We start from the raw sequence: 26,436 nt of genomic DNA on the forward strand, positions 1-26,436 counted from the left end.
ATTTTTTCGTTGATCAACCATGCTTTTGTTCTGATACTCCTTCAGGGAACCACACCATAGGATTCTCGCTGAGATCCCGTTCGACATCATACGTGACCTGATGAAAGTCCATCCTTTCCCAGAACCCCTGGGACTTGATGCGGGAATTCGTTTTGATCGGAAGCCCGAAGCTTTTGGCGAATTCCACGAGGATGCTGCCGTATCCTTTGTTCTGATACTTAGGAAGGACTTCAAGCTTCCACAACTCAAGGTAATTTTGAGCTGGATCAAAGTACTGGTCGAACCTTGCATCACGCTGGTAAAGACTCATGCGGGCAACGAGCGTGTCGCCGAAATAGATTCCATAAAACGGGGATTCGCTATCGTTTTCAATGATATTTTCCTGAAGATCGTCGAGCATGGAAAGCTCTTGTACACCATATTCTTTAAACTTCTTAAACTCTTCGAGAGTTTTGTAATTAACTTTCAGCTTCTCTACTTTATTTGCCATTTGAAATCCCTCCTGAAACATTTGATTGATTGCGGATGATCCGCTTTCAATGTATTTACCCTTAATTGCCCGATATATTATTATTATATAACAAATAAACAAAAAATTCTGCACTCAAATAAGAAAACGTTTACATTTTAGAGAGGAATTCCACGATTTTTGTAGAATTCCTACTATGAAGGAGGGGGAGAGATGATACAGAAAATACTCATCGCCAATAGAGGGGAGATCGCTTCACGGATCATTTCCACCTGCAAACAGTTATCGATCGAAACCGTAGCAGTCTATTCAGATGCAGATGCAGAGATGCCGTTCGTCAAAGAGGCGGACCATTCATTCAGGATCGGGGAGTCTCAAGTGAACCGTTCTTATCTGATGATGGATGCAATCGTGGAAGTGGCAAAACGTGAAGGGGTGGATGCCATCCATCCCGGTTATGGTCTATTATCTGAAAATGCTTCATTTGCCAAGCTAGTAGAAGAAGAGGGGCTCATCTTCGTCGGCCCAGATTGGAAAACCATCGAGGTCATGGGCGATAAAGTGAAGGCCAGGAAGATCATGAAGGATGCGGGCGTACCTGTCGTACCCGGAAGTGAATCAGGCTGTGAATCGATTGAATCAGCCAAGCTCCTTGCCGCTGAGATCGGCTATCCGGTCATGCTCAAGGCGAGCGGTGGGGGCGGGGGCATCGGGATGATCCGGTGTGCCGATGAGCAAGCGCTCGTTCAACATTTTGATTCGACCCGGAATCGTGCAAAAGCGTATTTCGGGAACGACGAAGTATTTCTTGAAAAATGTATAGATGAAAGCCGGCATATCGAAGTGCAGATCTTCGGAGATCAACGAGGTAATCTTGTTCACCTGTTTGAAAGGAACTGTTCCGTCCAACGGAGGAATCAGAAGGTGGTTGAAGAATCCCCTTCACCGGCTCTTTCGGAAAAGACCAAGGAGTTGATGCTTGCCGCGGCAGTGAAGGCAGGAAAAGCCGTCGGTTACACCAATGCGGGGACCGTAGAATTCATCGTGGACCGTGATGAGCAGTTCTATTTCCTGGAAATGAATACACGTCTTCAGGTGGAGCATCCGGTGACCGAAGCCGTGACGGAACTTGATCTTGTCAAATGGCAGCTGAAGGTCGCCCAAGGCGAAGAACTGCCCATCTCAGCTCAAGAGGGAATCTTCTCAAGGGGGCACGCCATTGAGTTCAGGATCTATGCCGAAGATCCAAAAACGTTCTTCCCGTCCCCGGGTCTCCTTGTAACACTCGACTGGGGAGAAAAGCAGGACGGCGTGCGGATCGATGCGGGTTATGCACAAGGGAACAAGGTGACACCGTTTTATGACCCGATGATCGCCAAGTGCATCGTAAGCGGGCAGGACCGCGCGGCTTGCCTTGAGACGGCAAGAAGATTTTTCGGGGGGGTAGAGATCCAAGGGGTCAAAACCAATATTCCCCTCATCCGGGAAGTAATATCAGCCGATGAGTTCATCGATGGGGGTTACTCTACTAAATGGCTTCAGGATTACCTGTCTGCACAACAACAATCATAATGAGGAGGAACGAATATGAAAGAAATCAAAGCCACCATGGCAGGCACTGTATTGAATGTATTGACCGAAACCGGTAAAAGCATTTCGGCGGGGGAAATGGTGCTCATGCTTGAATCCATGAAAATGGAAATTCCCGTTGAAGCAGAAGCTGGAGGAACGGTAGCAGAGGTAAAGGTGAGTATTGGAGATTTTGTTAATGAAGATGATGTGCTGATTCTGCTGGAAGACTGACATTCACAAACGAGGAGGTGTAATGATGACATCAAAAACGACTGAGAAGCTTGAGGAAACCAGGGAAAGGATCCGTACGGGAGGAGAAGAGAAGTATCATCAAAAGCTGAAGGAGCAAAACAAGCTTTTCGTCCGCAACCGCCTGGAGCAGCTTTTTGATCAGGGGGAATATCAGGAGGATGGGATGTTTGCAAATTCAGCGGCCGATGGCCTCCCTGCTGATGGAGTGGTGACGGCTATCGGGAAAGTGGGCGGACAGACCGTCTGCGTCATGGCCAACGATTCCACCGTCAAAGCCGGTTCATGGGGAGCGAGAACCGTTGAAAAGATCATCCGTATCCAGGAAACGGCCATGAATCTGAAAGTGCCGATCCTCTACCTGGTGGATTCAGCCGGGGCAAGGATCACGGATCAGCTCGATATGTTCCCGAATAGACGTGGGGCAGGGCGTATTTTTCATAACCAGGTAAAAATGTCCGGCATGGTGCCTCAGGTTTGTCTCCTTTTTGGACCATCTGCCGCAGGTGGAGCATATATTCCCGCCTTCTGTGATCTGGTGATCATGGTAGAAGGAAATGCGTCCATGTACCTTGGGTCTCCGAGAATGGCGGAAAAGGTCATTGGAGAAAAAGTAACCCTTGAAGAAATGGGCGGTGCGAGGATGCACTGCTCCGTGAGCGGATGTGGTGATGTACTTGCTGCATCCGAAGAAGAAGCCATCAGGGAGGCCCGCCGCTATCTGGGTTACTTCCCGGCGAACTATCAGCAAAAGCCTGCTTTGATCGATGGTGGGGCGCCAGACTCGTCCAAGGTCTTGGAAGACTTGATCCCTCAGCATCAAAATGCCCCGTTTGATATGTACGACGGGATCCATGCCCTGATCGATGCGGGCACCTTCTTTGAGGTCAAGAAATTATTCGCTCCCGAGCTTATTACAGGGTTTGCCCGCTTTGATGGCCGGGTCGTCGGGATCATTGCCAATCAGCCGAAGGTAAAAGGAGGCGTCCTGTTCCATGATTCCGCAGATAAGGGGGCGAAATTCATCCAGCTCTGTGACGCCTTTCATATACCGCTATTATTCCTGGCCGATGTACCGGGCTTCATGATCGGTACGAAAGTGGAGCGGGCAGGGATCATACGCCACGGTGCAAAGTTTATTGCAGCCATGAGTTCTGCCACGGTACCAAAGATCTCCGTCATCGTCCGGAAAGCTTATGGGGCCGGACTTTATGCCATGGCAGGCCCTGCATTTGAACCGGATGTGTGCATTGCCCTTCCGACTGCCCAAATTGCCGTCATGGGTCCGGAGGCAGCAGTCAATGCAGTCTACTCCAACAAGATTCAAGCGATTGAAGATCCAAAAGAGCGTATTGCCTACGTCCAACAGAAACAAAAGGAGTATCAGGAGCATATCGATATTTATAAGCTAGCCTCCGAAATGATAGTGGATGAGATCGTAGCTGCAAATGAATTGCGTTCCGTCCTCATCCAGCGATTCGAGATGTACCAAACAAAGGATGTCGAGTTCAGCCATAGAAAGCACCCGGTTTATCCTGTTTGATGGACCGGTGCGTCATGCCCGGAAAGAGCCCCTATTCTTCTCAGGAAGAGTAATGTCTCTTCCGGGTTTTTTATCGTGAGTGTGGGGTACTTTCAAGCGCTCGTCGATATGAAACCTTTTGTATGAAGAATGAGGAATATTTGGTAAAATGAGTGTACATTGAAAGGCGGGGATCGGATGGATATCGGAATAATAGGGGCAGGGGCAGTCGGACTTTTGTTCGCCGGCTACCTTGGTAAACGACATGACGTGACAGTCTATGCAAGGAGAAATGAACAAAGGGAACACTTGGAAGCTAGTGGTGTCACAGTGTGGCGCGAAGGGAGAAAAGAGCAGACCGATGTGGGGGTAAAGTCTCTCAGCTCGCTTGACAGCCAACATGATCTTGTCATCCTTGCCGTAAAGGGGTATGACCTTGATGAGTCACTATTCATCACCGTCCCTACAGAGATCCCCCTTCTGTTCCTCCAAAACGGAATCGGTCATCTGGATTTCCTGAAGACACTTCCTCACGATACCGTCATGGCGGCATCTGTTGAACATGGCGCCCTCAAGGAGAATGATTATACCGTCTTACATAAAGGCGTGGGTGTTACGAAAATCGCCTTGGTTCGGGGAATGAACGGGCCGTTGCAATGTTTGATGAAAGATGGGGATGAGGCTTTTCCTTTTGAAGAAGAGGAAGATTATGAAACGATGCTCCTCAGGAAGCTGTTCATCAATGCAGCCATCAATCCATTGACGGCCATTACCGGCTGTGTGAATGGAGAGATGAGGTCGAATCCCCACTACAACGCCCTTATCAGGGAGGTTTATGGAGAACTTCTTCATCTTTACCCCCATATGGAAACAGTGATTTCCCTTGAAGACATCGAGAGCATATGTTTCAATACAGCTCAAAACCGTTCGTCCATGCTTACGGATGTGGAAAACGGCAGGAAGACCGAAGTCGAATCCATCCTTGGAGAAATAATCCGTATGGCTTCACCTCTGGATATACCGGTCATCCATACGCTCTATCTCCTCGTGAAGGGGAAGGAATCAGCAGGGAGGCAGACATAGATGGCTTCTGCATTTTCTTTTATCATGGCGCTCGTTGTCCTCATTCCGTTCGCGGGCTATTTCATCAGTTTCATCATGGCGAAGGAGCTCACTGGAAGTCACCGTAAAGCCGTCCACATCTCTATCGATATCACCACGATCCTCTTGATGATTTCTGTCCATTTCATCATCGTCGCCATCTGGGAACAATCCTATTTCTGGCTGATCCTATTGACCGTACTCTGTTCGGCATTATTTTTCACCATCGTGTATTGGAGGCTGAAAGGGGAGGTTGATTACCGGGGGGTGATCAGGGGGACGTGGAGGCTCAATTTCCTCTTGTTTTCTTTTGCCTATCTTGCCCTTATGGTGACGGGTCTCGCTCTCAGGGTGATGGAATCCACCTGAGTCTCAACTTTTTTACCTGTCTTAGGCAAGTTTTTTCCTTTTCCTTTTGTGGAATGATATACTCATCGTTAGGAAATTATGAGCTAGAAAAGGAGTCATTCATATGGAATTGGAAAGCTTGGATATTCCAGCAATCAATCAGTTTGCTTCAAAGTATATGAAACAGGAAGAACCGGTCACTTCTTTCTTTCATTATAATATCAATGAACAGGACGTCTTCAGCCGTCGCCTGGAAGACCTAGGGGAGAGAGAATTCCCTCGGGAAGGACTCGTAACGTGCATCGCTTCCTATATGGAATCGCTCCCATCGTCCGATGCCGTAGAAGCATCCATGGGGAAATTAAAAAACGATGCCGTGGTCGTCGTTGCCGGCCAGCAGGCAGGGCTATTGACCGGTCCTCTCTATACCATACATAAAATCGTGTCCGTCATCAGACTTGCCCGTGAGCAGGAACAAAAACTGAATCACCCTGTCGTCCCTGTCTTCTGGATTGCAGGGGAAGATCATGACTATCAGGAAGTAAACCACATCTTCTTGGAACAGGACGGAAAAATTAAGAAGAATGGCTATCCGGAACAGGTCGTCGATAAGCGGATGACTTCCGATGTCGAATATGATCCGGCAGTGATGAAAAACTGGATCTCATCCATACTTAAAGTGCTCGGGGAAACCGAGTTCACAGCTGGTCTTGCAGATGAGATGGACGGCCTTATCCGTGAAGGAGAAGATATCGTCACGTTTTTTGCCCGTTTCATCATGACCCTTTTCAAGGACTACGGGCTCTTGGTGATCGACTCTTCGTATGGCGCTTTAAGGAAGCTGGAGGCTCCATATTTCCGCCACCTTATCGAGAACAGCCGTGAAATCACAGATCAAGTACTTATGCAACAGAAAACCATCCAGGCGGAAGGTTTCAATACGCAGCTTGAGATTTCCAGCGATGCAGCGAACATCTTCTTGAATCTACAAAACGAACGTGCCTTGCTCGAGAGGGATGGTTCAGGATTCAAAGATAAGAATAACGACTCCTTCTTCACCAAGGAAGAACTGCTGGGAATCCTCGATGATCAGCCGGGGAGATTGAGTAATAACGTCGTCACGAGACCCCTCATGCAGGAATGGCTATTCCCTACTTTGAGCTTTATTGGGGGACCTGGGGAAATCGCTTATTGGGGAGAACTGAAAAAGGCATTTGAATTCATGGGAATGTATATGCCCCCTGTCATGCCGAGACTGAACATCACCATCCTTGAGCGGACGGTTGCCAAAAGGATTGAAGAACTTTCCCTTTCTTTGCAGGAGGTTGTAAGGAACGGAGTCAGTCATGTGCGAAATGAGTTCCTGGACAGTCTGAAGCCGAATGAACTCGAGGGAGAATTACAGGAAATCGAGACCTATCTGATGGCGAAGTATGAAGGCATCAAAAAAGAAGCGTCCGCTGTGGACAGCAACCTTGAGCCAATCGTCGATAAGAACCTTGAAATCCACCGGAAGCAATTCGAGTTCTTGCGAAAGCGGACGGAAAAATCCATTAGGGATAAGAATGAGCGACAGCTTTCCAGGTTCGATCTCATTGAGAATAGCATCAGGCCGAACGGCGGTCCCCAAGAGCGGACGCTGAATATCCTCTATTATATGAACAGATTTGGTCCGGATTTTGTTAACCGGCTCACCGATCTTCCTTTTACGTTCGACGGAACGCATAAAGTTGTCCACCTATAAGGTATTTAGCGACACGTACCACCATAAAAGGATCGATTTCGCTTGAAACGGCGATTTCGGTCCTTTTTTTATGGTGTCTCTTGTCATGAAAACAGGGAAAAAAGAGATAGGTTTAGAGAGGAAATAATATGCAAGAAAAGAATATAGAAAAGAGTGGAGAAAAGTGGGGGGATGTGGTACATTTGTGATAGAAAGTGGGGGCAGTGCATATGTTCATGGGCGAATATCAACATAACATTGATACAAAAGGCCGTTTAATCGTACCTGCCAAGTTCAGGGACCACCTTGGTGATGCGTTCGTCATCACACGCGGTCTCGATGAATGCCTGTTTGGTTATCCCATGGATGAATGGCGCGCACTCGAAGAAAAGCTCAAAGCCCTGCCGCTCACAAAAAAAGACGCCCGTGCCTTTACCCGTTTCTTCTTTTCAGGAGCCACGGAAAGCGAACTGGACAAAACCGGGCGCGTGAACATTCCCACCACGCTTGTGAATTATGCAAAACTTGATAAAGAATGCGTTATATTGGGTGTTTCCAATCGAATCGAGATTTGGAGCAAAGCTATATGGGAAGACTATTTCACACAGTCTGAAGATTCCTTTGCAGAACTTGCAGAGAATATGATCGGATTCGATATCTGATCCCCCACCACTAACAGTCGATTGGAAAGGTGAAACCAACATGTTTAAACACACGACCGTATTATTGAAAGAAACTGTAGATGGATTGAACATCCAGCCTGACGGCATCTACGTCGATTGCACCCTCGGGGGAGCGGGACACAGCGAATACCTTGCAGGGCAACTCTCCAGTCAAGGGCACCTGTACTGCTTCGACCAGGATGAAACGGCCATCGCACATGCCAAAGAAAAATTAGAAGCGTTTTCGGATCGCATCACATTCGTTCAATCCAATTTCAGAAATCTGAAAGCGGAACTTGCGAATCTGGATGTACATAATGTAGACGGGGTGCTATATGATCTTGGCGTATCTTCCCCGCAGCTGGACACGCCTGAACGAGGATTCAGCTACCATCATGATGCTCCACTGGATATGAGGATGGACCTTCAAGGTGAATTGAGTGCCTTCCATGTGGTGAATCACTGGTCCTTTGAAGATCTTGTCCGCATTTTCTACCGGTACGGAGAAGAGAAGTTTTCCAAGCAGATCGCCCGGAAAATTGAGGCGGCTCGCGAAAAGAAACCGATTGAAACCACCGGGGAATTGGTCGAACTGATCAAAGACGGGATTCCCGCGCCGGCAAGGCGCAAAGGCGGACACCCTGCCAAGCGTGTCTTCCAGGCAATCAGGATTGCCGTGAACGATGAGCTCGGTGCATTCGAAGATTCCCTTGAGCAGGCAATCGATATCCTCTCCCCTGGAGGAAGGGTCAGCGTCATCACCTTCCATTCCCTCGAAGATCGCATGTGTAAAACGATGTTCAAGGAAAAGGCTGCAGGACCGCAGCTTCCTCCCGGCTTACCCGTCATTCCAGAAGGGTACGAGCCTGAGTTGAAGCTGATCACACGAAAGCCGATCCTTCCTAGTGAAGACGAGCTCGAAATGAATAATAGGGCACGCTCTGCTAAGCTCCGTATAGCAGAAAAAAATAAATAAAAAATAGAAAAAAGATTGAATAATGGGAGGGATCACCTTGAGTAACTTAGCTAGAAATTATCAAACACAACCGATCGAGACAAGTGCACAACCAAAACCGAAACGCCTGCGTGAGGGAAGGACATCCGTCATCACTCCCGGAGAAAAAATCCTTCTAGCAGCGTTCGCCATCATGTTCTGCTTCTTCGCAGTGAAAATCGTATCGAATGAAGCGTCCATCTATCAGGTGAATCGGGAACTGCAAGTAGCCGAGGGCGTCATCGATAAGCAGGAAAAAGCGAACACGGATCTCAAGATCCAGGTAAGTGAACTGAGTGCATATGACCGCATCCTTGATAAAGCGAAAGAGTTGGGTCTCAACTTGAAAGATAAGAATGTCAAGGTAGTGGAAGAATGATGAAAAAAAGATCCAGCATGAACATCGGAGCAGCCATCCTATTCGGGATATTCGGACTGCTCTTTTTTATCATTATGGTCCGATTCGTCACGATTCAGGTCACGGGTGAAGTCGACGGGAAGGCCCTGACGGCAGAAGCTGCGAAGAAATACATAAAGGGTCACATCCTCGAGGCCAAGAGGGGATCGATTTACGACAATAATGGGGACGTGATCGCAGAAGACACTTCCGCCTATACGCTAGTCGCGGTCCTGGATTCACAGGTTACCACTGACCCGAAAAAGCCGAAGCACGTTACAGATCCGGAAAAAACGGCTGAAATCCTATCCCGGTATATTGATATGGATAAAAGCGAAATTTACAAGAAGTTGAATCAAAAAGGTGAAAAAGCTCCCTATCAGGTCGAGTTCGGCTCTGCGGGAAGAGACATCTCCCATCAGCAGATGCTCGAGATCAAAGAGGAAGATCTGCCTGGCATAACCTTCCGGAAAGAATCGAAACGATTTTACCCGAATGGAACGTTTTCGTCCCATCTGATCGGATTTGCACAGAAGAAAGATGAAGAAAGTTCTGAGACCACGGGAATGATGGGGGTGGAGAAGAGCTTCAATGATATTCTAAGCGGTACAAACGGCTCGGTGCAGTATAAGAGTGATGTTTGGGGATATCTCCTCCCGAATTCTGAAGAGCATGTCACCCCTCCGAAAGACGGAGACGATATTTATCTGACGCTGGACAAGAAGGTGCAGACGTTCCTTGAAGAGGCCATGAGTCAAGTCGAGACAGAATACAAGCCTAAAAAGATGTTCGCCATCGTCTCTGACCCTAAAACGGGCAAGATCCTTGCCATGACCCAGCGGCCAACCTTCCATCCCGATGACAGGGAAGGTCTGTTGAACAACTGGACCAATACGATCGTGGAAGAGACCTTCGAACCTGGTTCCACGTTCAAGTCGTATTCCCTCGCGGCAGCAGTCAATGAAGGGAAATTCAATCCGGATGAACTCTATGAATCTGGTAAGTACTATGTGGACAAAGTTCCGCAGCCGATCAAAGACTATAATTACGGGAACGGATGGGGAACCATCTCGTACCTCGAGGGAGTCCAGCACTCGTCCAATGTGGCGTTTGCGAACCTCCTTGATAAGCTTGGATTCGAAACATTCGGAAACTACCTGAATGATTTCGGCTTCGGAAAACCTACCGGGGTGGGGCTGCCGAATGAGGCAGAAGGTTCGATTCTGTATCACTACCCCATCGAGAAGTATACGACCATCTTTGGCCAGGGGACGACCGTGACTCCCCTCCAGATGATTCAGGCGGAGTCCGCCATCGCCAATGACGGAAAGATGATGAAACCGTATGTCATCTCCAAAGTGGTAGACCCGAATACGAATAAAGTGGTCAAAGAAACAAAACCGGAAGTTGCCGGAAACCCGATCACAAAGGAATCTGCCCAGAAAACGAGGGAGTACTTGGAAACCACCGTTACGTCTCCTGAAGGAACCGGAGCAAGATTCGCACTGGATGATTACCGGGTATCGGGGAAATCAGGGACTGCACAAATCCCTGATCCGGCGACGGGAAGATACAAATCCGGCGCAACGAATAACTATCTCTTCTCCTTCATGGGCATGGCGCCTGCAGATGATCCCGAGCTGATCGTCTATGTCGGAATTCAAGAGCCGCAGCTGAAGGAAGGGGAAATCGGTTCCGATCCAGTAGCGGCCGTCTTCAAACCGGTCATGCAGAACAGTTTGAAGTACCTGAACATCAAGCCTCAGGAGAAGGTGACACTGAAGAAATCATCGCTGCCGGATGTAAAGGACCTTTCGGTGAAAGAAGCAAAGGCGGAGCTTGAAAAAGCAGGAGTCGAACCGATCATTCTTGGAAAAGGAAGCACGGTGACGAAACAGTCGCCGCCTTCTGGTGACAAGATCCTTGAAGGGGAGCGGGTCATCATTAAAACCGACGGAGAAACGCCCCTCCCAGACATGACGGGTTGGTCCATCAGGGACGTTTTCAAAGTCGCAGGTTTGACCGACCTGAAACTGAAGGTCGAAGGCAATGGCTATGTGGTCAAACAAAGCATCAAAGCGGGGACCAAGGTGAAAGAAGGCCAAGCCCTGGAAGTAACATTCAAGACGCCTCAAGAACAGATGGAAAAGAAAAAAGAATAAGGTACGAAATATGGGGATCTGCCGAAGCCGGCGGGTCCCTTTTATTCTATGAACCGATTCGGAAATTATGGAACATACGTCCGATGGTCCAAGCATATAATGGAACGAGCCATAGAAGGGGAGGTTCCATTAGTGAAGAGAGTATCGAATGTAACAGTGAGGAAGCGTCTGGCCATTGCACTTATTGCAGGGATCCTGATCTTCTCCATCATTGATGTGAGACTCGGGTACGTCCAGTTTTTCAAAGGGGACTGGCTCACGGGCCTTGCGAAGGATTCATGGAGCCGGAATATTCCGTTCCAGCCTGAGCGCGGTAAGATCCTTGATCGAAACGGTGTGGAGCTGGCGGCAAATCAAAGCGCCCCCACCATATTTGTCGTACCGAGACAAATCACCGAACCGAAAGAAACAGCAGAGAAGCTTGCAGCCACTCTTAATATTTCCGTTGAGGCCGCATATAAATATGTAACACAGAAGGCAAATATGGTCTTGATCAAAGAAGCAAGGAAACTATCTTATGATAAAGCGAAGGAAGTACGTGATATGAACTTGAAAGGGGTTTACCTAGGGGAGGATTCAAAAAGATATTACCCGTATGGAAGCTACCTTTCACATGTATTAGGGTTTGCTGGTATTGATAATCAGGGCCTGATGGGGCTTGAATTATCCTATGATGAGGAGCTCAGCGGGGAAAAGGGATACGTGAAGTTCTTTTCTGATGCCAAAGGGAAGCGGATGCCGGATATGGCGGATGACTTCGAAAAGCCTGACAATGGACTTGATCTGAAACTCACCATTGATACCAAAGTACAGACGATCGTCGAGCGGGAGCTGGATATCGCGCAGGAGACGTATGATCCGGATGGGATCATTGCCATTGCCATGAACCCTAAAAGTGGTGAAATCCTCGCCATGTCAAGCCGTCCCACTTTTGATCCCGCCAACTTCAAAAACGTGCCGCAGGAAGTCTATAACCGGAACCTGCCGATCTGGAGTACGTATGAGCCCGGTTCCACATTTAAAATCATCACCCTTGCAGCTGCTTTGGAAGAGAAGAAGGTGGATCTTCATAAAGATACATTCCATGATCCAGGTCATGTAGAGGTTGCAGGGTCCACGCTTCACTGCTGGAAGCGGGGGGGACATGGGACACAGACATTCCTGGAAGTGGTCCAGAACTCGTGTAACCCCGGTTTTGTCGAACTTGGGGAACGGCTGGGGAAAGAGAAGCTGTTCGAATACATCGATGATTTTGGATTTGGACAGAAGACAGGAATCGATCTTCAGGGAGAAGGAAAAGGGTTGCTCTTCAATCTGGATCGCGTAGGCCCGGTGGAGCAGGCGACAACTGCATTCGGCCAGGGTGTTGCCGTCACGCCCATCCAGCAGGTGGCCGCTGTAGCCGCTGCGGTGAATGGTGGGACACTCTATCAACCGTTCATAGCTAAAGAACTGGTAGACCCGAAGACGGGTGAAGTAGTGATGAGGAAGACCCCTGAGGCGAAGAGGAAGGTCATATCGGAAGATACATCGAAACAGATAAGGGAAGCACTTGAAAGTGTCGTTGCTCTCGGTACGGGAGGGAAGGCATTCGTAGAAGGATATCGTGTCGGTGGCAAGACAGGTACGGCACAGAAAGCCAAAGACGGAAAGTATCTGGAAAATAACCATATCGTATCTTTCATGGGTGTCGCACCGATGGATGATCCGGAAATCGTCGTGTATGTGGCCGTCGACAATCCGAAAGGCACCGTGCAATTCGGTGGGGTCGTGGCCGCGCCGATTGCGGGAAGTATCATCGGGGACAGCTTGGAGGCGATGGGCGTGCCGAAGAGAAAGGATCAAATCGAGAAGAAGATGACATGGCTGGATGTCCCGCTCATCAAGACACCAGAGCTCGTCGGTTTATCAAAGAGTGAACTCCAGGAGCAGCTTGTGAATTTGAAGCTCGAAGTGAGCGGTGAGGGGGACCATGTCGTGAGTCAGTCACCGGACCCTGGCGTCAAGATCAAAGAGGGATCGACAGTAAGGGTTCAGATGTCTGAATAAGGAACGGCCGGACTTTTTAAGGGATTCCTGTGAAAGTCCGGCGTTTTCGCGTCAAGTCTACTGTGTTTGATCGGACGGGAAATCGATAGAAAACGAGATGAACCACGAACTAAGTGAAAAGGTTGATAGCTTTCAGTCGTTTTTTTTTGTAAAATATATAAAGGTTGCTTTCTGCCTGTTAGGAGTTGAAAAGATGAGATTGCACACAATGCTTGAAGTACTACCGTTTTTCACAGTACAGGGTGAAGGGGATCCATCTATTTCGAATATTGTGAATCACCATAAGGATGTTAAGAAAGGCGATTTATTCATCTGTATCAATGGTCTTGAAATCGACAGCCACTCCCTCGTCATGGAAGCGGAGCGGAACGGGGCTGCCGCGGTGCTGGCGGAGAAGGAAGTGAAGACAGGATTACCGGTCGTAATTGTTCCAGACACTAGGAAAGCCTTGGCCATCCTCTCTGATTATTTCTTCAAGCAGCCGTCCCACCGTTTATTGCTTGTCGGGGTAACGGGAACAAACGGCAAAACCACCACGACCCATCTGATTGAACAGATCTATGCAGGTTCCGGTCTTACCACCGGCTTGATCGGCACGCTGCATATCAAAGTGGGGGATGTACTTCAAAAAAGCCGGAACACGACACCGGATAGCCTTACACTACAAAGGACCTTCAAGGACTTCGTGGACAAAGGCGTACAATCAGCTATCATGGAGGTCTCTTCTCATGCGCTGGACCAGGGAAGGGTGCACGGATGTGATTTTGACATCGCGGTCTTTACCAATCTCACCCAGGATCATCTGGATTATCACCGCTCCATGGATGAGTATCGGAACGCAAAGGGCCTGCTTTTTTCACAATTGGGGAATACGTATTTTAAAAAATCACCGAAGTATGCGATTATTAACAGGGACGATGAAACGGCGGAATACTATATCAAATCCACCGCGGCCCACGTTTTCACCTATGGATTGACCGAAGAAGCTGATTTTTATGCGAAAGATATCTCCTTTAGGGCATCGGGCACCTCATTCACCATGGTGACTCCTTTCGGTACGGAGAAGCTTTCAATCAGCATCCCGGGGCTGTTCAATGTCTATAATGCACTCGCTGCCGTTGCCTCATCTTCTGCTGCCGGCATACCCTTGGCTGAAAGCGCAAGGATCCTAAGTGGGGCGACGGGAGTGAGGGGTAGATTCGAAACGATTTCTGCCGGACAGGAATTCAGTGTAATCGTGGATTATGCTCATACCCCGGATGGATTGAAAAATGTCCTGGAGACGATCCGTTCCATTACAAAAGGAAAAATCATCGTCATTGTCGGGTGCGGTGGCGACAGGGATAAGATCAAAAGACCGATCATGGCTGAAATCGCCTGCGAGTATGGGGATTTTGCCATCTTTACATCTGATAATCCCCGTGGAGAAGATCCGATGCAGATCTTGAAGGATATGGAATCCGGGGTATTCGGTAAAGAGTATGTCATGATCGAAGAACGTAAGGAAGCCATCCGCCGCGGTATTGCCATGGCTTCAGGCGATGATGTGGTATTGATTGCCGGAAAGGGCCACGAAACCTATCAGATCATCGGGTCCCAGGTGTATGAATTCGATGATCGCGAAGTGGCGAAGCTCATCATCAAGGGGGAATAGGCATGCTTTCTTATGAAGATATCCTGCTTCTCTTCCCGGAGGCCAAGGGGATACGCTTCCCCGGTTTGACCTTCGGTATGATCGCAACTGATCCAGGAGAGAAGATGAGCAAGGGGCTCTATGTGCCCCTCGACGGAGGTGCCGACCTCCTCGGCCCGATCGAATCGGGTGCTATCGCTTCCTTGTGGCCAAAGGATATGGCCATTCCAGCCCATGTCCCCAATCATTTCCCTTTGTTCATCGTTGATGATATGAAGCTTGCCTATGAGAGGCTGATCGCCTGTTGGGAGGGTGGATCAGACAAACAGATTAAACCACCCCGGGGCTAACATCCCCAGGGGCAAGAGAGAAAGGACGAACATTCAGAATGACGGAACAAGTAATCTTATATACTATCATCGCAGCATTTATCATAACAGCCGTGCTTGCGCCAATTTTCATCCCCTTCCTTAGAAGGTTGAAATTCGGTCAGAGCATTCGTGACGAAGGTCCCCAGTCCCATCAGAAAAAGACCGGGACACCGACTATGGGAGGGATCGTCTTTTTGCTTTCCATCGTCGCCACTACCTTCCTTATGACCGGCAGATTCTCCGATATTGGTCCAGAAACCTATCTGATGATCCTTGTCACAGTAGGATTCGGACTGCTTGGATTCCTGGATGATTTCATCAAGGTGGTCATGAAGCGAAACCTCGGTCTGACATCGAAACAGAAGCTGGCAGGTCAGATCGTCATCTCCATTATCTTTTATCTGATCTTCAAGCAGAATGACTTCTCAACGGCCGTATCGATCCCGATGACGGATATCTCCGTTGAACTTGGATGGTTCTACTGCCTATTCATCATCTTCTGGCTTGTTGGATTCTCCAACGCAGTCAATCTGACAGACGGGCTCGATGGCCTTGTTTCGGGAACCTCCGCCATTGCCTTCGGGGCCATGGCCGTACTTGCATGGAATCAGTCCCAATTCGACGTTGCCATCTTCAGTGTCGCCGTTGTAGGAGCTGTGCTTGGATTCCTCGTATTCAATGCCCATCCCGCAAAAGTGTTCATGGGGGATACGGGATCGCTTGCACTTGGAGGAGCGATTGCAACAGTCGCAATCCTGACGAAGACCGAGATCATCCTGATCTTGATCGGGGGAGTATTTGTGATTGAAACCCTTTCCGTCATCCTTCAGGTTGCATCCTTCAAGACAACGGGCAAGCGAATCTTCAAAATGAGTCCACTCCACCATCATTATGAACTATCAGGGTGGTCCGAGTGGCGTGTAGTAGTAACCTTCTGGACAGTGGGCCTATTGTTTGCCGTCCTGGGAATTTATATCGAGGTGTGGTTATAAGTGAAATCATCAGTCAAGTTCAAACATAAAAAAGTATTAGTGCTGGGTCTTGCCAAGAGCGGTGTTACGGCAGCATCCCTCCTACATAAGCTGGATGCCTTTGTCACGGTGAATGACCAAAAGCCTCTTTCAGAAAACCCTGCCGCCCAGGGTCTCCTTCAGGAGGGGATCAAAGTGATCACCGGCAGCCACCCCATCGAACTTATGGATGAAGGCTTCCAATATGTAATCAAAAATCCGGGGATCCCTTATACCAATCCCCTTATTCAAAAAGCACTCGAAAAAGGCATCCCGGTCTTGACGGAGGTGGAACTTGCTTACCTGATCTCGGAAGCCGATATGATCGGGATCACGGGTACAAATGGAAAGACCACGACTACGACGCTGCTATTTGAAATGCTGGCGGACGGAGGGCAAAACCCTTTGATTGCCGGGAATATCGGTACGGTTGCCTCAGAAGTTGCGCAGGAAGCGGGGCCCCATAATAAAATGGTGGTAGAGCTTTCATCTTTCCAATTGATGGGCATTGAGGAGTTCAAACCGCATATCGCCATTATCACGAATCTATATGAAGCTCATCTCGACTACCATGGCAGTCTTCACGACTATTGGCAGGCGAAAGTGAACATCACGAAGAATCAAACGGAGGATGACTTCCTCGTCATCAATGATGATCAGACACATCTGATCCAAGCAGTTGCTCATACAAAGGCACAAGTGGTGCCTTTCTCCACTACGAAAGAAGTCCTTGATGGAGCCTATATCAAGGAAGACGCGATTTATTTCAAGGATGAGTTCATTGTGAGTCTTGACGATATCGTCCTCCCGGGAGCACATAACCTGGAGAACATCCTGAGCGCAGTGGCAGCGTGCAAACTGTATGATGTGCCGAATGAAAGCATCAGGAAGGTTCTTTCCGTTTTCGCAGGGGTCAAGCACCGCACGCAATTCGTGAAGGAAGTGGAAGGCCGGAAGTTCTATAACGACTCGAAGGCAACGAACAGCCTTGCAACGAAAAGTGCACTGAATGCCTTCGCAGGTCCTACGATCCTCCTTGCCGGTGGATTGGACCGCGGTAATGATTTTGATGATCTTATTCCATACATGAAAAATGTAACAACCCTCATCGTGTTCGGTGAAACGGCCCAGAAGCTCGAAGAAACAGGTAGAAAGGCAGGGATAGAATCCATCATCACTGTCGATAATGTTGAAAAAGCTGTTCCTGTGGCATATGAACATTCGCGGCCAGGGGATGTGATCCTCCTGTCGCCTGCATGCGCGAGCTGGGATCAGTATCGCACTTTTGAGGAACGAGGAGACATGTTTATCGACGCCGTGCATATGCTTAAATAAGAGCTTGTCTTATAGAGCAACCGCACACTGGTACGGAAGGCAGAATCCTTGAAGGATGCTCGAACGGCTCAAATAAGTCAATTCGAGGTGCATAACTTTGCCTTTAAAAAAATCGACACCCGATTTTATACTGATCGTGGTCACTATGACCCTGCTTGCCATCGGTCTGATCATGGTTTACAGTGCAAGTGCTGTCTGGGCGGACTATAAATTCGATGACACATTTTTCTTTGCCAAACGTCAGCTGCTATTTGCCGGCGTGGGACTGCTCGTCATGTTCTTCATCATGAATGTGGAGTACTGGACGTGGAAAAGCTGGTCGAAAGTGATGATCATCGTCTGCTTCGTCCTCCTGGTATTGGTTCTGATCCCCGGGATAGGGGTGTTGAGGAATGGGTCCAGGAGCTGGATCGGTGTTGGAGCCTTTTCTGTGCAACCTTCAGAATTCATGAAGATTGCCATGATTGCCTTTTTATCGAAATATTTAAGTGAGAACCAGAAGTACATCACTTCTTTCAGGAAGGGCGTGTTGCCGGCCCTCCTCATGGTCTTCACGGCGTTCGGGATGATCATGCTGCAGCCGGATCTTGGGACGGGGACTGTTATGGTGGGAACATCTGTCGTGATGATCTTCATCTCAGGTGCACGGATCAAACACTTTATGTTTCTCGGTATGATCGGCCTTCTGGGATTCGTCGGCCTGGTGATATCGGCTCCCTACCGGATCAAACGGATTACTTCCTTTTTAGACCCGTGGCAGGATCCTCTCAACTCGGGGTTTCAGATCATCCAGTCCTTATATGCCATCGGGCCGGGCGGGTTGTTCGGCCTCGGTCTGGGTCAGAGCAGACAGAAGTTCTTCTATCTCCCGGAACCTCAAAATGATTTCATTTTTGCCATTTTGGCTGAAGAACTCGGGTTTATCGGTGGAACGCTCGTGCTTCTGCTCTTCTCTCTGATCCTTTGGAGGGGGATCCGAATCGCCCTTGGTGCACCGGACTTGTTCGGTAGCTTCCTTGCCCTTGGGATCGTGTCGATGATTGCGATTCAGGTGATGATCAATGTGGGGGTCGTGACGGGTCTGATGCCCGTGACGGGGATCACGTTACCGTTTCTGAGCTATGGAGGGTCTTCCCTGACGCTCATGCTGATGGCGGTAGGAGTGCTGTTGAATATCAGCCGGTATGCTAAAACGTAGATGATTGAGCCGTCTCTCTTAGGAGGGGCGGTTTTTTTGTGTGGGTAGATTGAGGAGGTAGGCTGATATTTGATGCTTTGAGTGGGCGTAGAGTATTCCTGATAGGGGGGATTCGAATCTGGATCGTTCCGTTTCGCTGCGGTCGACCGCTTTCCTGCGGGGTGGACGGTGAGCCGCTTCGGCTGCGCCTGCAGGGTCTCACCTGTCCACTATTCCCGCGGGAGTCGATCGACCTCCGCTGCACTGCACTGTTGGATGGGGATAGGGGAGTGCCATCATAGATGGATTCGAAAGCCATCCAATTTTCTGTTTTGGTTGTAAGTGGGGAAGGGGTCGTTCCGTTTCGCTGCGGTCGACCGCTTTCCTGCGAGGTGGACGGTGAGCCGCTTCGGCTGCGCCTGCAGGGTCTCACCTGTCCACTATTCCCGCGGGAGTCGATCGACCTCCGCTGCACTGCACTGTTGGATTCGGGATAGGGGAGTGGCGACGCGAATATAATCTAAAACATCTGAAGCTTAATGGGGGGAGTCTGTCCCTATATCCTTTTAATGGGTCGGTGGGGTACGTTATTTCGATATTGGGTAATATTGCTTACGCCATTCCGTGATGGTGGTCGGTCTTTCATTTCTTTTAGGATGAAGGGAGGGAGCCATTCTCCTTCATGAAGGGTGTGAATCAATGGTTGATCATTTCATTTCAGAACGCGTAGAATTCGTAAGGATTCCCTAATTATCTTCCACGTCTATCCATAAACCGGAAGCAGGAGGGAGAGATTCGTCAAAAAAGAGCGAAAAGCCCTATGAAAACGGTGTTTTCAGTAAAAAAAGCATAGGCTAAATCCTTAGATGGTGTTACAATAAATTACATATGGATAGTGGGTGTCGCTCCTTTTCTTTACTGGAACTAGGAGAATTTATTACTATTGCAGACCAAATCTTTTACAATTCAATGACAGGCATTCATAAAGGAATATTTCTCGTTTAGAATGTATGAAAAGAGTGTATATATAGGGGATGGACATTTTACTGGCCGACCCGTGTTCATTATAACGGTACACGCTGTTCCCGGTGTCTTTCTCTTACATAGAAAACAATGGCTCCATCCTACATACCTCTTTCTCCATTCTCCTACATGAATGCCGCCGTAAAGGTCAGATCATTTATGGGGATTGTAATCCATGACAGAAATTAGTGATGCTTAGGAGATCGTTTGACATGAAAAAAGAAAACGTTGTTTCGATTGAAGACAGGATCCCTAAACTGAAACAGCATCGGAAAAAGAAAGCGAATCGGCGGCTTTTCTTCCTCTTAACTTTGTTCCTGATCCTGATTTTGTCTGTGGTGTATTTCCAATCACCCCTCAGTCATGTCAAAAAGGTCGAAGTGACCGGGAATGAACTCATCCCGGATGAAAAGGTGCTTGCAGCCGGTGGGATCTCAACAGGTACAAGCGTATGGGGAGTCAATAAGAACTCCGTCGCAGCCAAGCTGAAGAAACTGCCTGAAGTAAAGAAGGCCGAAGTACGCCTGACGTTTCCCAATACGTATGTGATTTCCATACAGGAGCACGACAAAAAAGCGTATCTTTCGCGTGATTCACGCTACTATGTGATTCTGGAAAACGGGAAGATCCTTGATAAAGGGACAGATGCCATGCCGGTCGATGCACCCCTCCTTAGAGGATTCAAAGAAGATAAAGTCCTTGAGAAGATGATGAAGGAGTTGGGTAAACTCCCGTCTGAAATTCAACAGATGATATCGGAGATCAATTTGACACCGAAGGACACGGATCAGTATCATGTCACCCTCTATATGAATGATGGTTTTGAAGTTAGTGCCACCATACGCACGTTCTCAGAGAAGATGATTCACTATCCGTCCATCGCCAGTCAGCTCGATCCATCAAGGAAAGGGGTCATCGACCTGGAGGTAGGTTCGTTTTTCAAAGCTTATGAAACGGAGGATGAAGGCACTGATGAAGAGGGTCAAAATCAAGAGTAAGCAAGTGATCCTGTCCCTCGTCTGCCTCGTCCTCGGTTTCATACTCGCCTTTTCCTACAGTCTTGCCAATTCGAAGCAGGATGAGGGATCGAACCGTACCGACGGACAGCTGAAACAGGAGGAAGCCCTGAGAGATCAACTTCTTGATTTTCAGCGCAAAAATAATGAGCTGCAGGAAGATCTTTATGAGAAACAGGAAAAAGTGGTAACCATGGAGAAATCCTTTTCAAAGGAAAAGCAGATTTACTTTAATCTGGCTGAAGACGCAGAACGATACAGGATGTACCTGGGGAAAACCAAAGTAAAAGGCCCGGGTCTCAAGGTTACACTGTCGGATGCGGATTATAACCCTGAAGAGGAAAACATCAACAACTATATCGTTCACGAACACCATGTTTTCAAGGTGATCAATGAATTATATATAGCCGGGGCCTCCGCGGTGGCCATCAACGGACAGCGTCTGAAGCATAACTCATATGTCCTTTGCAACGGTCCGGTGATTCAGGTGGACGGGGTGGACTACCCCGCTCCGTTTGAAATCACGGCAATCGGGGACGCTGACGTTCTGAATTCCGCTTTGAATATCAATGGTGGAGTGAAGGATCAACTGCTCAATGAGAATATCGTCGTCTCTATGGAGAAAGAAAAGGAGATTGCATTAGGACCGCTACTCGGGGACTCATGAACCGCTGGGCGTCCGACCAGGTATTGAAGGAAAGGTGACAAGCAATGGGCGGTAGATTAAAGGTGAGCTTCACCGTCGTCACGGTAATCATAGGATTTATGCTGGCCATTCAATTCCAGACGGTCCAGGAACCCGTTGTAAGGGATACGAGGGACGTTTGGGAGCTGAGAGAGGCCTTGTTGAAAGAAAAAGAGCTCAATTCGAATCTGAATACAGAAATGCGTTCGGTGGAAGGGAAGCTTGAACAGTACAAGGAACAGCAAGAATCCAGCCCCGAGGAAGCATTGAAGCAGACCCTCGAGGAGCTTAAGGCCGAAGCGGGGCTGACAGAAAAAGAAGGGCCCGGGCTCACACTCACGATTGAGCCCGTGGAGGAAGAACTCCTCCTTGGTGAACCGGTTAAGAACGTATCACCACAGCTTCTTGAAAGGCTCATCAATGAGCTCAACAAATATGATGCGACGGATATTTCCATAGACGGACATCGCCTTGTCAATACATCCGTCATCCGGGACATCAACGGAGAGACCAAGGTCGACGGGTACTCGATCCGTTCCCTGCCCTTTGAGGTGAGGGTGCTCACAGCTGACTATGCAACGGCTGAAAAGCTTTATAACCGGATGCAGGTTTCACAGTCGCTGGAGGATTTCTTCATCGATAATCTCAGGGTCAATATCTCGAAGCCATTGGAAGATCTTAAGATCCCGGCTTATGAAGATACGATCAGGGTCCGCCTCATGGAACCAGTCAAAGAAACAGGAGGGAACGGTTAACGATGTGGCTACCCCTATTAGGGTTGCTGGTGGGAGTCTTTTTGGGCCTTGCGACGGACATCCGCATACCGGATGAGTATTCAAACTATCTTTCCATAGCCGTCCTGGCTGCCCTTGATACATTATTCGGAGGGATACGCGCGCACCTGCAAAATATCTATGACGATAAAGTCTTTGTTTCTGGCTTCTTTTTCAATATCCTCCTAGCGGCAGGTTTAGCTTTTCTGGGGGTACATCTTGGTGTAGACTTGTACTTGGCGGCGGTCTTTGCCTTTGGAGTGAGGTTGTTCCAGAACATTGCCGTCATTCGACGACTACTGATCAGCAATTGGACAAATAAACGAGAAAAAAGAGAAAAAAATTAGAATATTAAAAGGGAATCGTTTTTATTACAGCGAATATCATAATAAGATATACTTAGAATCAACTATTCTAAGCTTGTTGTTCGAAACAAACATTCTTTAAGGAGGTGCCACAGAGTGAACAGCAATGAAATTTACGTTAGCCTAGACATCGGTACATCCACAGTGAAAGTGATCATCGGCGAAATGACAAATGATTCTCTGAACATTATCGGTGTAGGGAATGTGAACTCAGAAGGGATCCGAAAAGGTTCCATCGTAGACATAGACGAAACTGTTCATACAATCAAAAAGGCGGTTGAGCAAGCAGAAAGGATGGTCGGCCTCTCCATAAGCCAGGTCATCGTTGGGATCACGGGTAATCATGTTTCCCTTCAATCTTGCCATGGTGTCGTGGCCGTCTCCAGTGATAACAGGGAAATCGGGGATGAAGATGTACTAAGGGTCATGGATGCGGCACAGGTCGTATCAATCCCCCCTGAAAGGGAGATCATCAACGTCATCCCGAGGCAGTTCATCGTGGACGGACTGGATGAAATCACTGATCCGAGAGGGATGATCGGTGTCCGGCTTGAAATGGAAGGAACCATCATCACGGGATCAAAGACCATCTTACATAATACGCTCCGATGTGTTGAAAAAGCAGGATTGGAAATAGTGGATATCGTCCTGCAGCCGTTGGCAGCAGGATCGGTTGCCCTATCCAAGGATGAGAAGAGCCTTGGTGCAGCTTTGATCGACATCGGCGGGGGGTCGACTACCATAGCCGTATTCGAACAAGGTCACTTGAAAGCTACCACGGTGCTCCCTGTAGGCGGGGAACACATCACCAAAGATCTGTCCATCGGCCTTAGAACGTCGACGGAAGATGCGGAGAAGATCAAAGTGAAGTATGGTCATGCCTACTACGACCATGCATCTGAAGATGAAGTCTTCTCTGTGCCGATCATCGGCAGCGATCAACATCAGCAGTTCAATCAGTTGGAAATTTCTGATATCATAGAAGCGAGGCTTGAAGAGGTTCTCGATCTCATCAGCCATGAAATGCGTCGTATGGGGATCAGGGATCTTCCTGGAGGATATGTTCTGACTGGAGGTGTATCTAATCTCCCTGGTGTGTTAGAATTAGCACAAATCGTTTTCCAAAATCGTGTGCGCGTAGCGATCCCTGATTATATCGGGGTGAGGGAGCCGCAGTACACTACTGCAGTGGGATTGATCAAATACGCTCAAAAGAATGCTAGACTGCAAGGAAGAGTCGTAAGCGCAGAGCCGGTTGCAGTGGAAGCCGGTGAAAAAAGACAGCAAAAGCCCAGCCCTAAAAAGCCCAAGCCTGCAAAGGTAAGGGAAGAAGTGAACGAAGAAGATAAACCAATGTCTAAGATGAAAAAATTCTTCGGATATTTCTTTGAATAACAGTCTCTAAAAACTGAAAACAATCAAGATAGCCTGGAATTAAATAGGAATCCATGGATTCGATGAGTTAGGAGGATTTGTCATGTTGGAGTTTGATACAAATTTAGATTCATTAGCGACAATTAAAGTAATCGGTGTCGGTGGCGGAGGTAACAATGCCGTTAACCGCATGATCGAACATGGTGTACAAGGTGTGGAATTCATCGCCGTCAATACGGATGCCCAGGCTCTGAACCTATCAAAAGCAGAAATCAAAATGCAGATCGGTGGAAAATTGACAAGGGGTCTCGGTGCAGGTGCCAATCCTGAAGTCGGTAAAAAGGCAGCGGAAGAAAGCAAGGAACAGATCGAAGAAGCGCTCCGTGGAGCAGATATGGTCTTCGTTACCGCTGGAATGGGTGGGGGAACAGGCACAGGTGCTGCTCCAGTCATCGCTCAGATTGCACGCGAGATCGGTGCCTTGACGGTCGGGGTCGTCACCCGTCCGTTCACCTTCGAAGGAAGGAAGCGTTCCAACCAGGCAAGCGGTGGGATCGCTGCGATGAAAGAAGGGGTCGATACCCTGATCGTCATCCCGAATGACCGCCTGCTTGAAATCGTAGATAAGAGCACACCGATGCTTGAAGCCTTCCGTGAAGCAGATAACGTATTGCGCCAAGGTGTACAAGGTATCTCGGATCTGATTGCAACACCAGGGCTTATCAACCTTGACTTTGCCGATGTAAAGACCATCATGTCCAACAAGGGTTCAGCCCTTATGGGAATCGGTGCCGCATCAGGCGAAAACCGGGCAACGGAAGCTGCCAAGAAGGCTGTTTCAAGCCCATTGCTTGAAACGTCCATCGACGGGGCACAAGGGGTCCTGATGAACATCACCGGTGGTACTTCATTGAGCCTGTACGAGGTGCAGGAGGCTGCCGATATCGTGGCTTCAGCATCCGATCAGGAGGTCAATATGATTTTCGGATCCGTCATCAATGAAGAATTGAAAGACGATATCATTGTCACCGTCATCGCGACTGGTTTCAATGAAGAAGTGATCCAGCCGAAGCAGACGCGACCTACGTTTGGAGGCGTTAAGCCAAACACGAATCAGGCTCCTAAGCGCGAGCAGCAACCTAAACGCGAGGAACCACAACAGCAAGAGCCTGTTCGATCGAATACGAACCATAATAATCAGGCTGCAGAAGAGACGTTGGATATCCCTACGTTCCTTCGCAACCGTAACCGTCGCCGCTAATTGGTGATAGAACCTGACAGGGTTTCCTGTCAGGTTTTTTTATTTTCCCCGGCAATCCTCCTCCTATTACGCCTCTATTTTTACTGACAAGATTCGAACTAATCCCTGAAAAGTTTTCCGTTATCTGGTACAAAAAGTGACAACCTTCCGAATGGTAGGTGCGATATACTTCTCGTAAGTCGTAGGAACCATCGATGAGGAGGGCAGAGATTGACCTTATACCTTGATGTCATATGGTTATTGAATATGCTGGTGGATTGTGCGCTGCTGTGGTTGACCGGAATCATCCTGAAGAGGAAATATGCTTTATGGCGGGTCGGTTCAGGCGGGCTCATCGGCTCGGTCATCATCCTTATGGCGTTCTCCCCGCTCAGTCATCTATCGGGTAGTCCGTTGGTGAAGCTTTCATTCTCCGTCGTGATGGTATGGGTTGCATTCGGATTCAAACGGATGAAATTCTTCCTTGCCAATCTGCTCATGTTCTATTTCGTAACATTTTTAACAGGGGGAATCCTCATCGGGGTACACTATTTCATCTCCTTCGACCCGGGTGCCGAGGCTTCGACCCTCATTGCATCTGTAAGGGGATTCGGTGATCCGATTAGTTGGGTGTTCGTCATGCTAGTATTGCCCCTTGCCTGGTATTTCTCCAAGAGCAGGGTAGACCACTTGGAGTATGCCAAGATTCAGTATGACCAATTGGTAGACGTCACGATCCATTTCGGAGAATATATCATCAGTGTCAAAGGGCTGATTGATAGCGGGAACGGGCTGCAGGATCCAATTGGGAAGAACCCGGTCATGATCCTCTCGCTCTCTCATCTGAAGGACGAAGTTCCGGGAGAATTTATCAAGCTTGCCGGGGACGTTACCGAATTCTTGAGTGATGATTCAATTGAGTCCACATGGTCCGACAGAATGCGGTTGATACCAGCGCAGTCCATCGGAAAGACCGGACAGCTCTTGGCGGCACTGAAACCGGATCGCATCATGCTGAAAGATTCCGGAGCAGAATGGGAAGTTTCCAATGGTCTCATCGCCTTCCGGGAAGAACCATTGTCTCCCGACCATCAATTTGAAGCGATTCTCCATCCGCAAATGGCAGCAAGAAAGCCTGTCGATCATGCATCTTAAAAAATCGGCTTTCATTATTACAGCACTTATA

General features: G+C 48.5%; 25 protein-coding genes. 24 read left to right on the forward strand and 1 reads right to left on the reverse strand.

The genetic code is table 11. The annotated features are described in order from the left end of the window. Positions 1 to 13: 13 nt before the first annotated feature. Positions 14 to 490 carry an N-acetyltransferase gene (locus K6T23_RS09505; RefSeq protein WP_048004149.1) on the reverse strand — a complete coding sequence of 159 codons (477 nt, stop codon included), beginning with the start codon at positions 488 to 490 and terminating at the stop codon, positions 14 to 16. Between the two features lie 195 nt (positions 491 to 685). Between K6T23_RS09505 and K6T23_RS09510 the strand changes: the two genes are divergently transcribed. The 24 genes from K6T23_RS09510 to spoIIGA all read left to right on the forward strand — a co-directional run bounded on the left by K6T23_RS09510 (position 686) and on the right by spoIIGA (position 26,405). Further along, a complete protein-coding gene (locus tag K6T23_RS09510; RefSeq protein ID WP_238284407.1) occupies positions 686 to 2,041 on the forward strand; it encodes an acetyl-CoA carboxylase biotin carboxylase subunit in 1,356 nt (451 codons plus the stop codon). Between the two features lie 15 nt (positions 2,042 to 2,056). Then, positions 2,057 to 2,272: a biotin/lipoyl-containing protein gene (locus tag K6T23_RS09515; protein ID WP_056537424.1), complete on the forward strand. Its 216-nt coding sequence runs from the start codon at positions 2,057 to 2,059 to the stop codon at positions 2,270 to 2,272. 22 nt (positions 2,273 to 2,294) lie between these two features. Continuing rightward, positions 2,295 to 3,833, forward strand: a complete 1,539-nt coding sequence (locus tag K6T23_RS09520) for an acyl-CoA carboxylase subunit beta (protein ID WP_238284216.1) — start codon at positions 2,295 to 2,297, stop codon at positions 3,831 to 3,833. A gap of 177 nt (positions 3,834 to 4,010) precedes the next feature. Then, positions 4,011 to 4,895: a ketopantoate reductase family protein gene (locus tag K6T23_RS09525; RefSeq protein WP_238284217.1), complete on the forward strand. Its 885-nt coding sequence runs from the start codon at positions 4,011 to 4,013 to the stop codon at positions 4,893 to 4,895. Further along, positions 4,896 to 5,282, forward strand: a complete 387-nt coding sequence (locus K6T23_RS09530; protein WP_056537416.1) for a DUF3397 domain-containing protein — start codon at positions 4,896 to 4,898, stop codon at positions 5,280 to 5,282. It begins immediately after the preceding gene. A 103-nt stretch (positions 5,283 to 5,385) separates the two neighbouring features. Then, positions 5,386 to 7,005, forward strand: a complete 1,620-nt coding sequence (gene bshC / locus K6T23_RS09535) for a bacillithiol biosynthesis cysteine-adding enzyme BshC (RefSeq protein WP_238284218.1) — start codon at positions 5,386 to 5,388, stop codon at positions 7,003 to 7,005. Between the two features lie 209 nt (positions 7,006 to 7,214). Further along, positions 7,215 to 7,646: a division/cell wall cluster transcriptional repressor MraZ gene (gene mraZ, locus K6T23_RS09540; protein WP_053427380.1), complete on the forward strand. Its 432-nt coding sequence runs from the start codon at positions 7,215 to 7,217 to the stop codon at positions 7,644 to 7,646. A gap of 40 nt (positions 7,647 to 7,686) precedes the next feature. Next, complete coding sequence (gene rsmH / locus K6T23_RS09545; protein WP_053427379.1) at positions 7,687 to 8,622, forward strand: 16S rRNA (cytosine(1402)-N(4))-methyltransferase RsmH; 936 nt, start codon at positions 7,687 to 7,689, stop codon at positions 8,620 to 8,622. Between the two features lie 37 nt (positions 8,623 to 8,659). Then, on the forward strand, positions 8,660 to 9,019 hold the full coding sequence (gene ftsL, locus K6T23_RS09550) for a cell division protein FtsL (protein WP_048004141.1): 360 nt from the start codon (positions 8,660 to 8,662) through the stop codon (positions 9,017 to 9,019). 17 nt (positions 9,020 to 9,036) lie between these two features. Further along, positions 9,037 to 11,199, forward strand: coding sequence for a penicillin-binding protein (locus K6T23_RS09555; protein ID WP_238284219.1), 2,163 nt, complete (start codon positions 9,037 to 9,039; stop codon positions 11,197 to 11,199). A gap of 132 nt (positions 11,200 to 11,331) precedes the next feature. Continuing rightward, entirely contained in the window at positions 11,332 to 13,248 is a 1,917-nt protein-coding gene (locus K6T23_RS09560; protein WP_235563581.1) for a stage V sporulation protein D, read from the forward strand. A 193-nt stretch (positions 13,249 to 13,441) separates the two neighbouring features. Then, a complete protein-coding gene (locus K6T23_RS09565) occupies positions 13,442 to 14,902 on the forward strand; it encodes a UDP-N-acetylmuramoyl-L-alanyl-D-glutamate--2,6-diaminopimelate ligase (protein ID WP_238284220.1) in 1,461 nt (486 codons plus the stop codon). Positions 14,903 to 14,904: 2 nt separating this feature from the next. Beyond that, positions 14,905 to 15,231 carry a hypothetical protein gene (locus K6T23_RS09570; protein ID WP_056537391.1) on the forward strand — a complete coding sequence of 109 codons (327 nt, stop codon included), beginning with the start codon at positions 14,905 to 14,907 and terminating at the stop codon, positions 15,229 to 15,231. A 38-nt stretch (positions 15,232 to 15,269) separates the two neighbouring features. After that, entirely contained in the window at positions 15,270 to 16,244 is a 975-nt protein-coding gene (gene mraY / locus K6T23_RS09575; protein WP_053427375.1) for a phospho-N-acetylmuramoyl-pentapeptide-transferase, read from the forward strand. Next, a complete protein-coding gene (murD, locus tag K6T23_RS09580) occupies positions 16,245 to 17,597 on the forward strand; it encodes a UDP-N-acetylmuramoyl-L-alanine--D-glutamate ligase (RefSeq protein WP_238284221.1) in 1,353 nt (450 codons plus the stop codon). 97 nt (positions 17,598 to 17,694) lie between these two features. Then, positions 17,695 to 18,795 (forward strand): stage V sporulation protein E, encoded by a 1,101-nt coding sequence (gene spoVE / locus K6T23_RS09585; protein ID WP_056537375.1) that lies wholly within the window; start codon positions 17,695 to 17,697, stop codon positions 18,793 to 18,795. Between the two features lie 281 nt (positions 18,796 to 19,076). After that, on the forward strand, positions 19,077 to 19,271 hold the full coding sequence (locus K6T23_RS09590) for a hypothetical protein (RefSeq protein WP_238284222.1): 195 nt from the start codon (positions 19,077 to 19,079) through the stop codon (positions 19,269 to 19,271). 738 nt (positions 19,272 to 20,009) lie between these two features. Beyond that, positions 20,010 to 20,795, forward strand: a complete 786-nt coding sequence (locus K6T23_RS09595; RefSeq protein ID WP_238284223.1) for a cell division protein FtsQ/DivIB — start codon at positions 20,010 to 20,012, stop codon at positions 20,793 to 20,795. Beyond that, complete coding sequence (locus tag K6T23_RS09600; protein WP_235563579.1) at positions 20,770 to 21,480, forward strand: DUF881 domain-containing protein; 711 nt, start codon at positions 20,770 to 20,772, stop codon at positions 21,478 to 21,480. Before K6T23_RS09595 ends, K6T23_RS09600 begins: the two co-directional genes overlap by 26 nt. Positions 21,481 to 21,524: 44 nt before the next feature. After that, a complete protein-coding gene (locus tag K6T23_RS09605) occupies positions 21,525 to 22,253 on the forward strand; it encodes a DUF881 domain-containing protein (protein WP_053427370.1) in 729 nt (242 codons plus the stop codon). 2 nt (positions 22,254 to 22,255) lie between these two features. Then, entirely contained in the window at positions 22,256 to 22,618 is a 363-nt protein-coding gene (locus K6T23_RS09610) for a small basic family protein (RefSeq protein ID WP_053427369.1), read from the forward strand. A gap of 114 nt (positions 22,619 to 22,732) precedes the next feature. Then, a complete protein-coding gene (ftsA, locus tag K6T23_RS09615; RefSeq protein ID WP_053427368.1) occupies positions 22,733 to 24,031 on the forward strand; it encodes a cell division protein FtsA in 1,299 nt (432 codons plus the stop codon). A gap of 82 nt (positions 24,032 to 24,113) precedes the next feature. Further along, positions 24,114 to 25,271 (forward strand): cell division protein FtsZ, encoded by a 1,158-nt coding sequence (ftsZ, locus tag K6T23_RS09620; RefSeq protein WP_053427367.1) that lies wholly within the window; start codon positions 24,114 to 24,116, stop codon positions 25,269 to 25,271. A 210-nt stretch (positions 25,272 to 25,481) separates the two neighbouring features. Next, on the forward strand, positions 25,482 to 26,405 hold the full coding sequence (spoIIGA, locus tag K6T23_RS09625) for a sigma-E processing peptidase SpoIIGA (RefSeq protein WP_238284224.1): 924 nt from the start codon (positions 25,482 to 25,484) through the stop codon (positions 26,403 to 26,405). The last annotated feature ends 31 nt before the right edge of the window (positions 26,406 to 26,436 follow it).

The organism is Rossellomorea marisflavi (assembly GCF_022170785.1).
In the GTDB taxonomy this organism is placed as follows: domain Bacteria; phylum Bacillota; class Bacilli; order Bacillales; family Bacillaceae_B; genus Rossellomorea; species Rossellomorea marisflavi_B.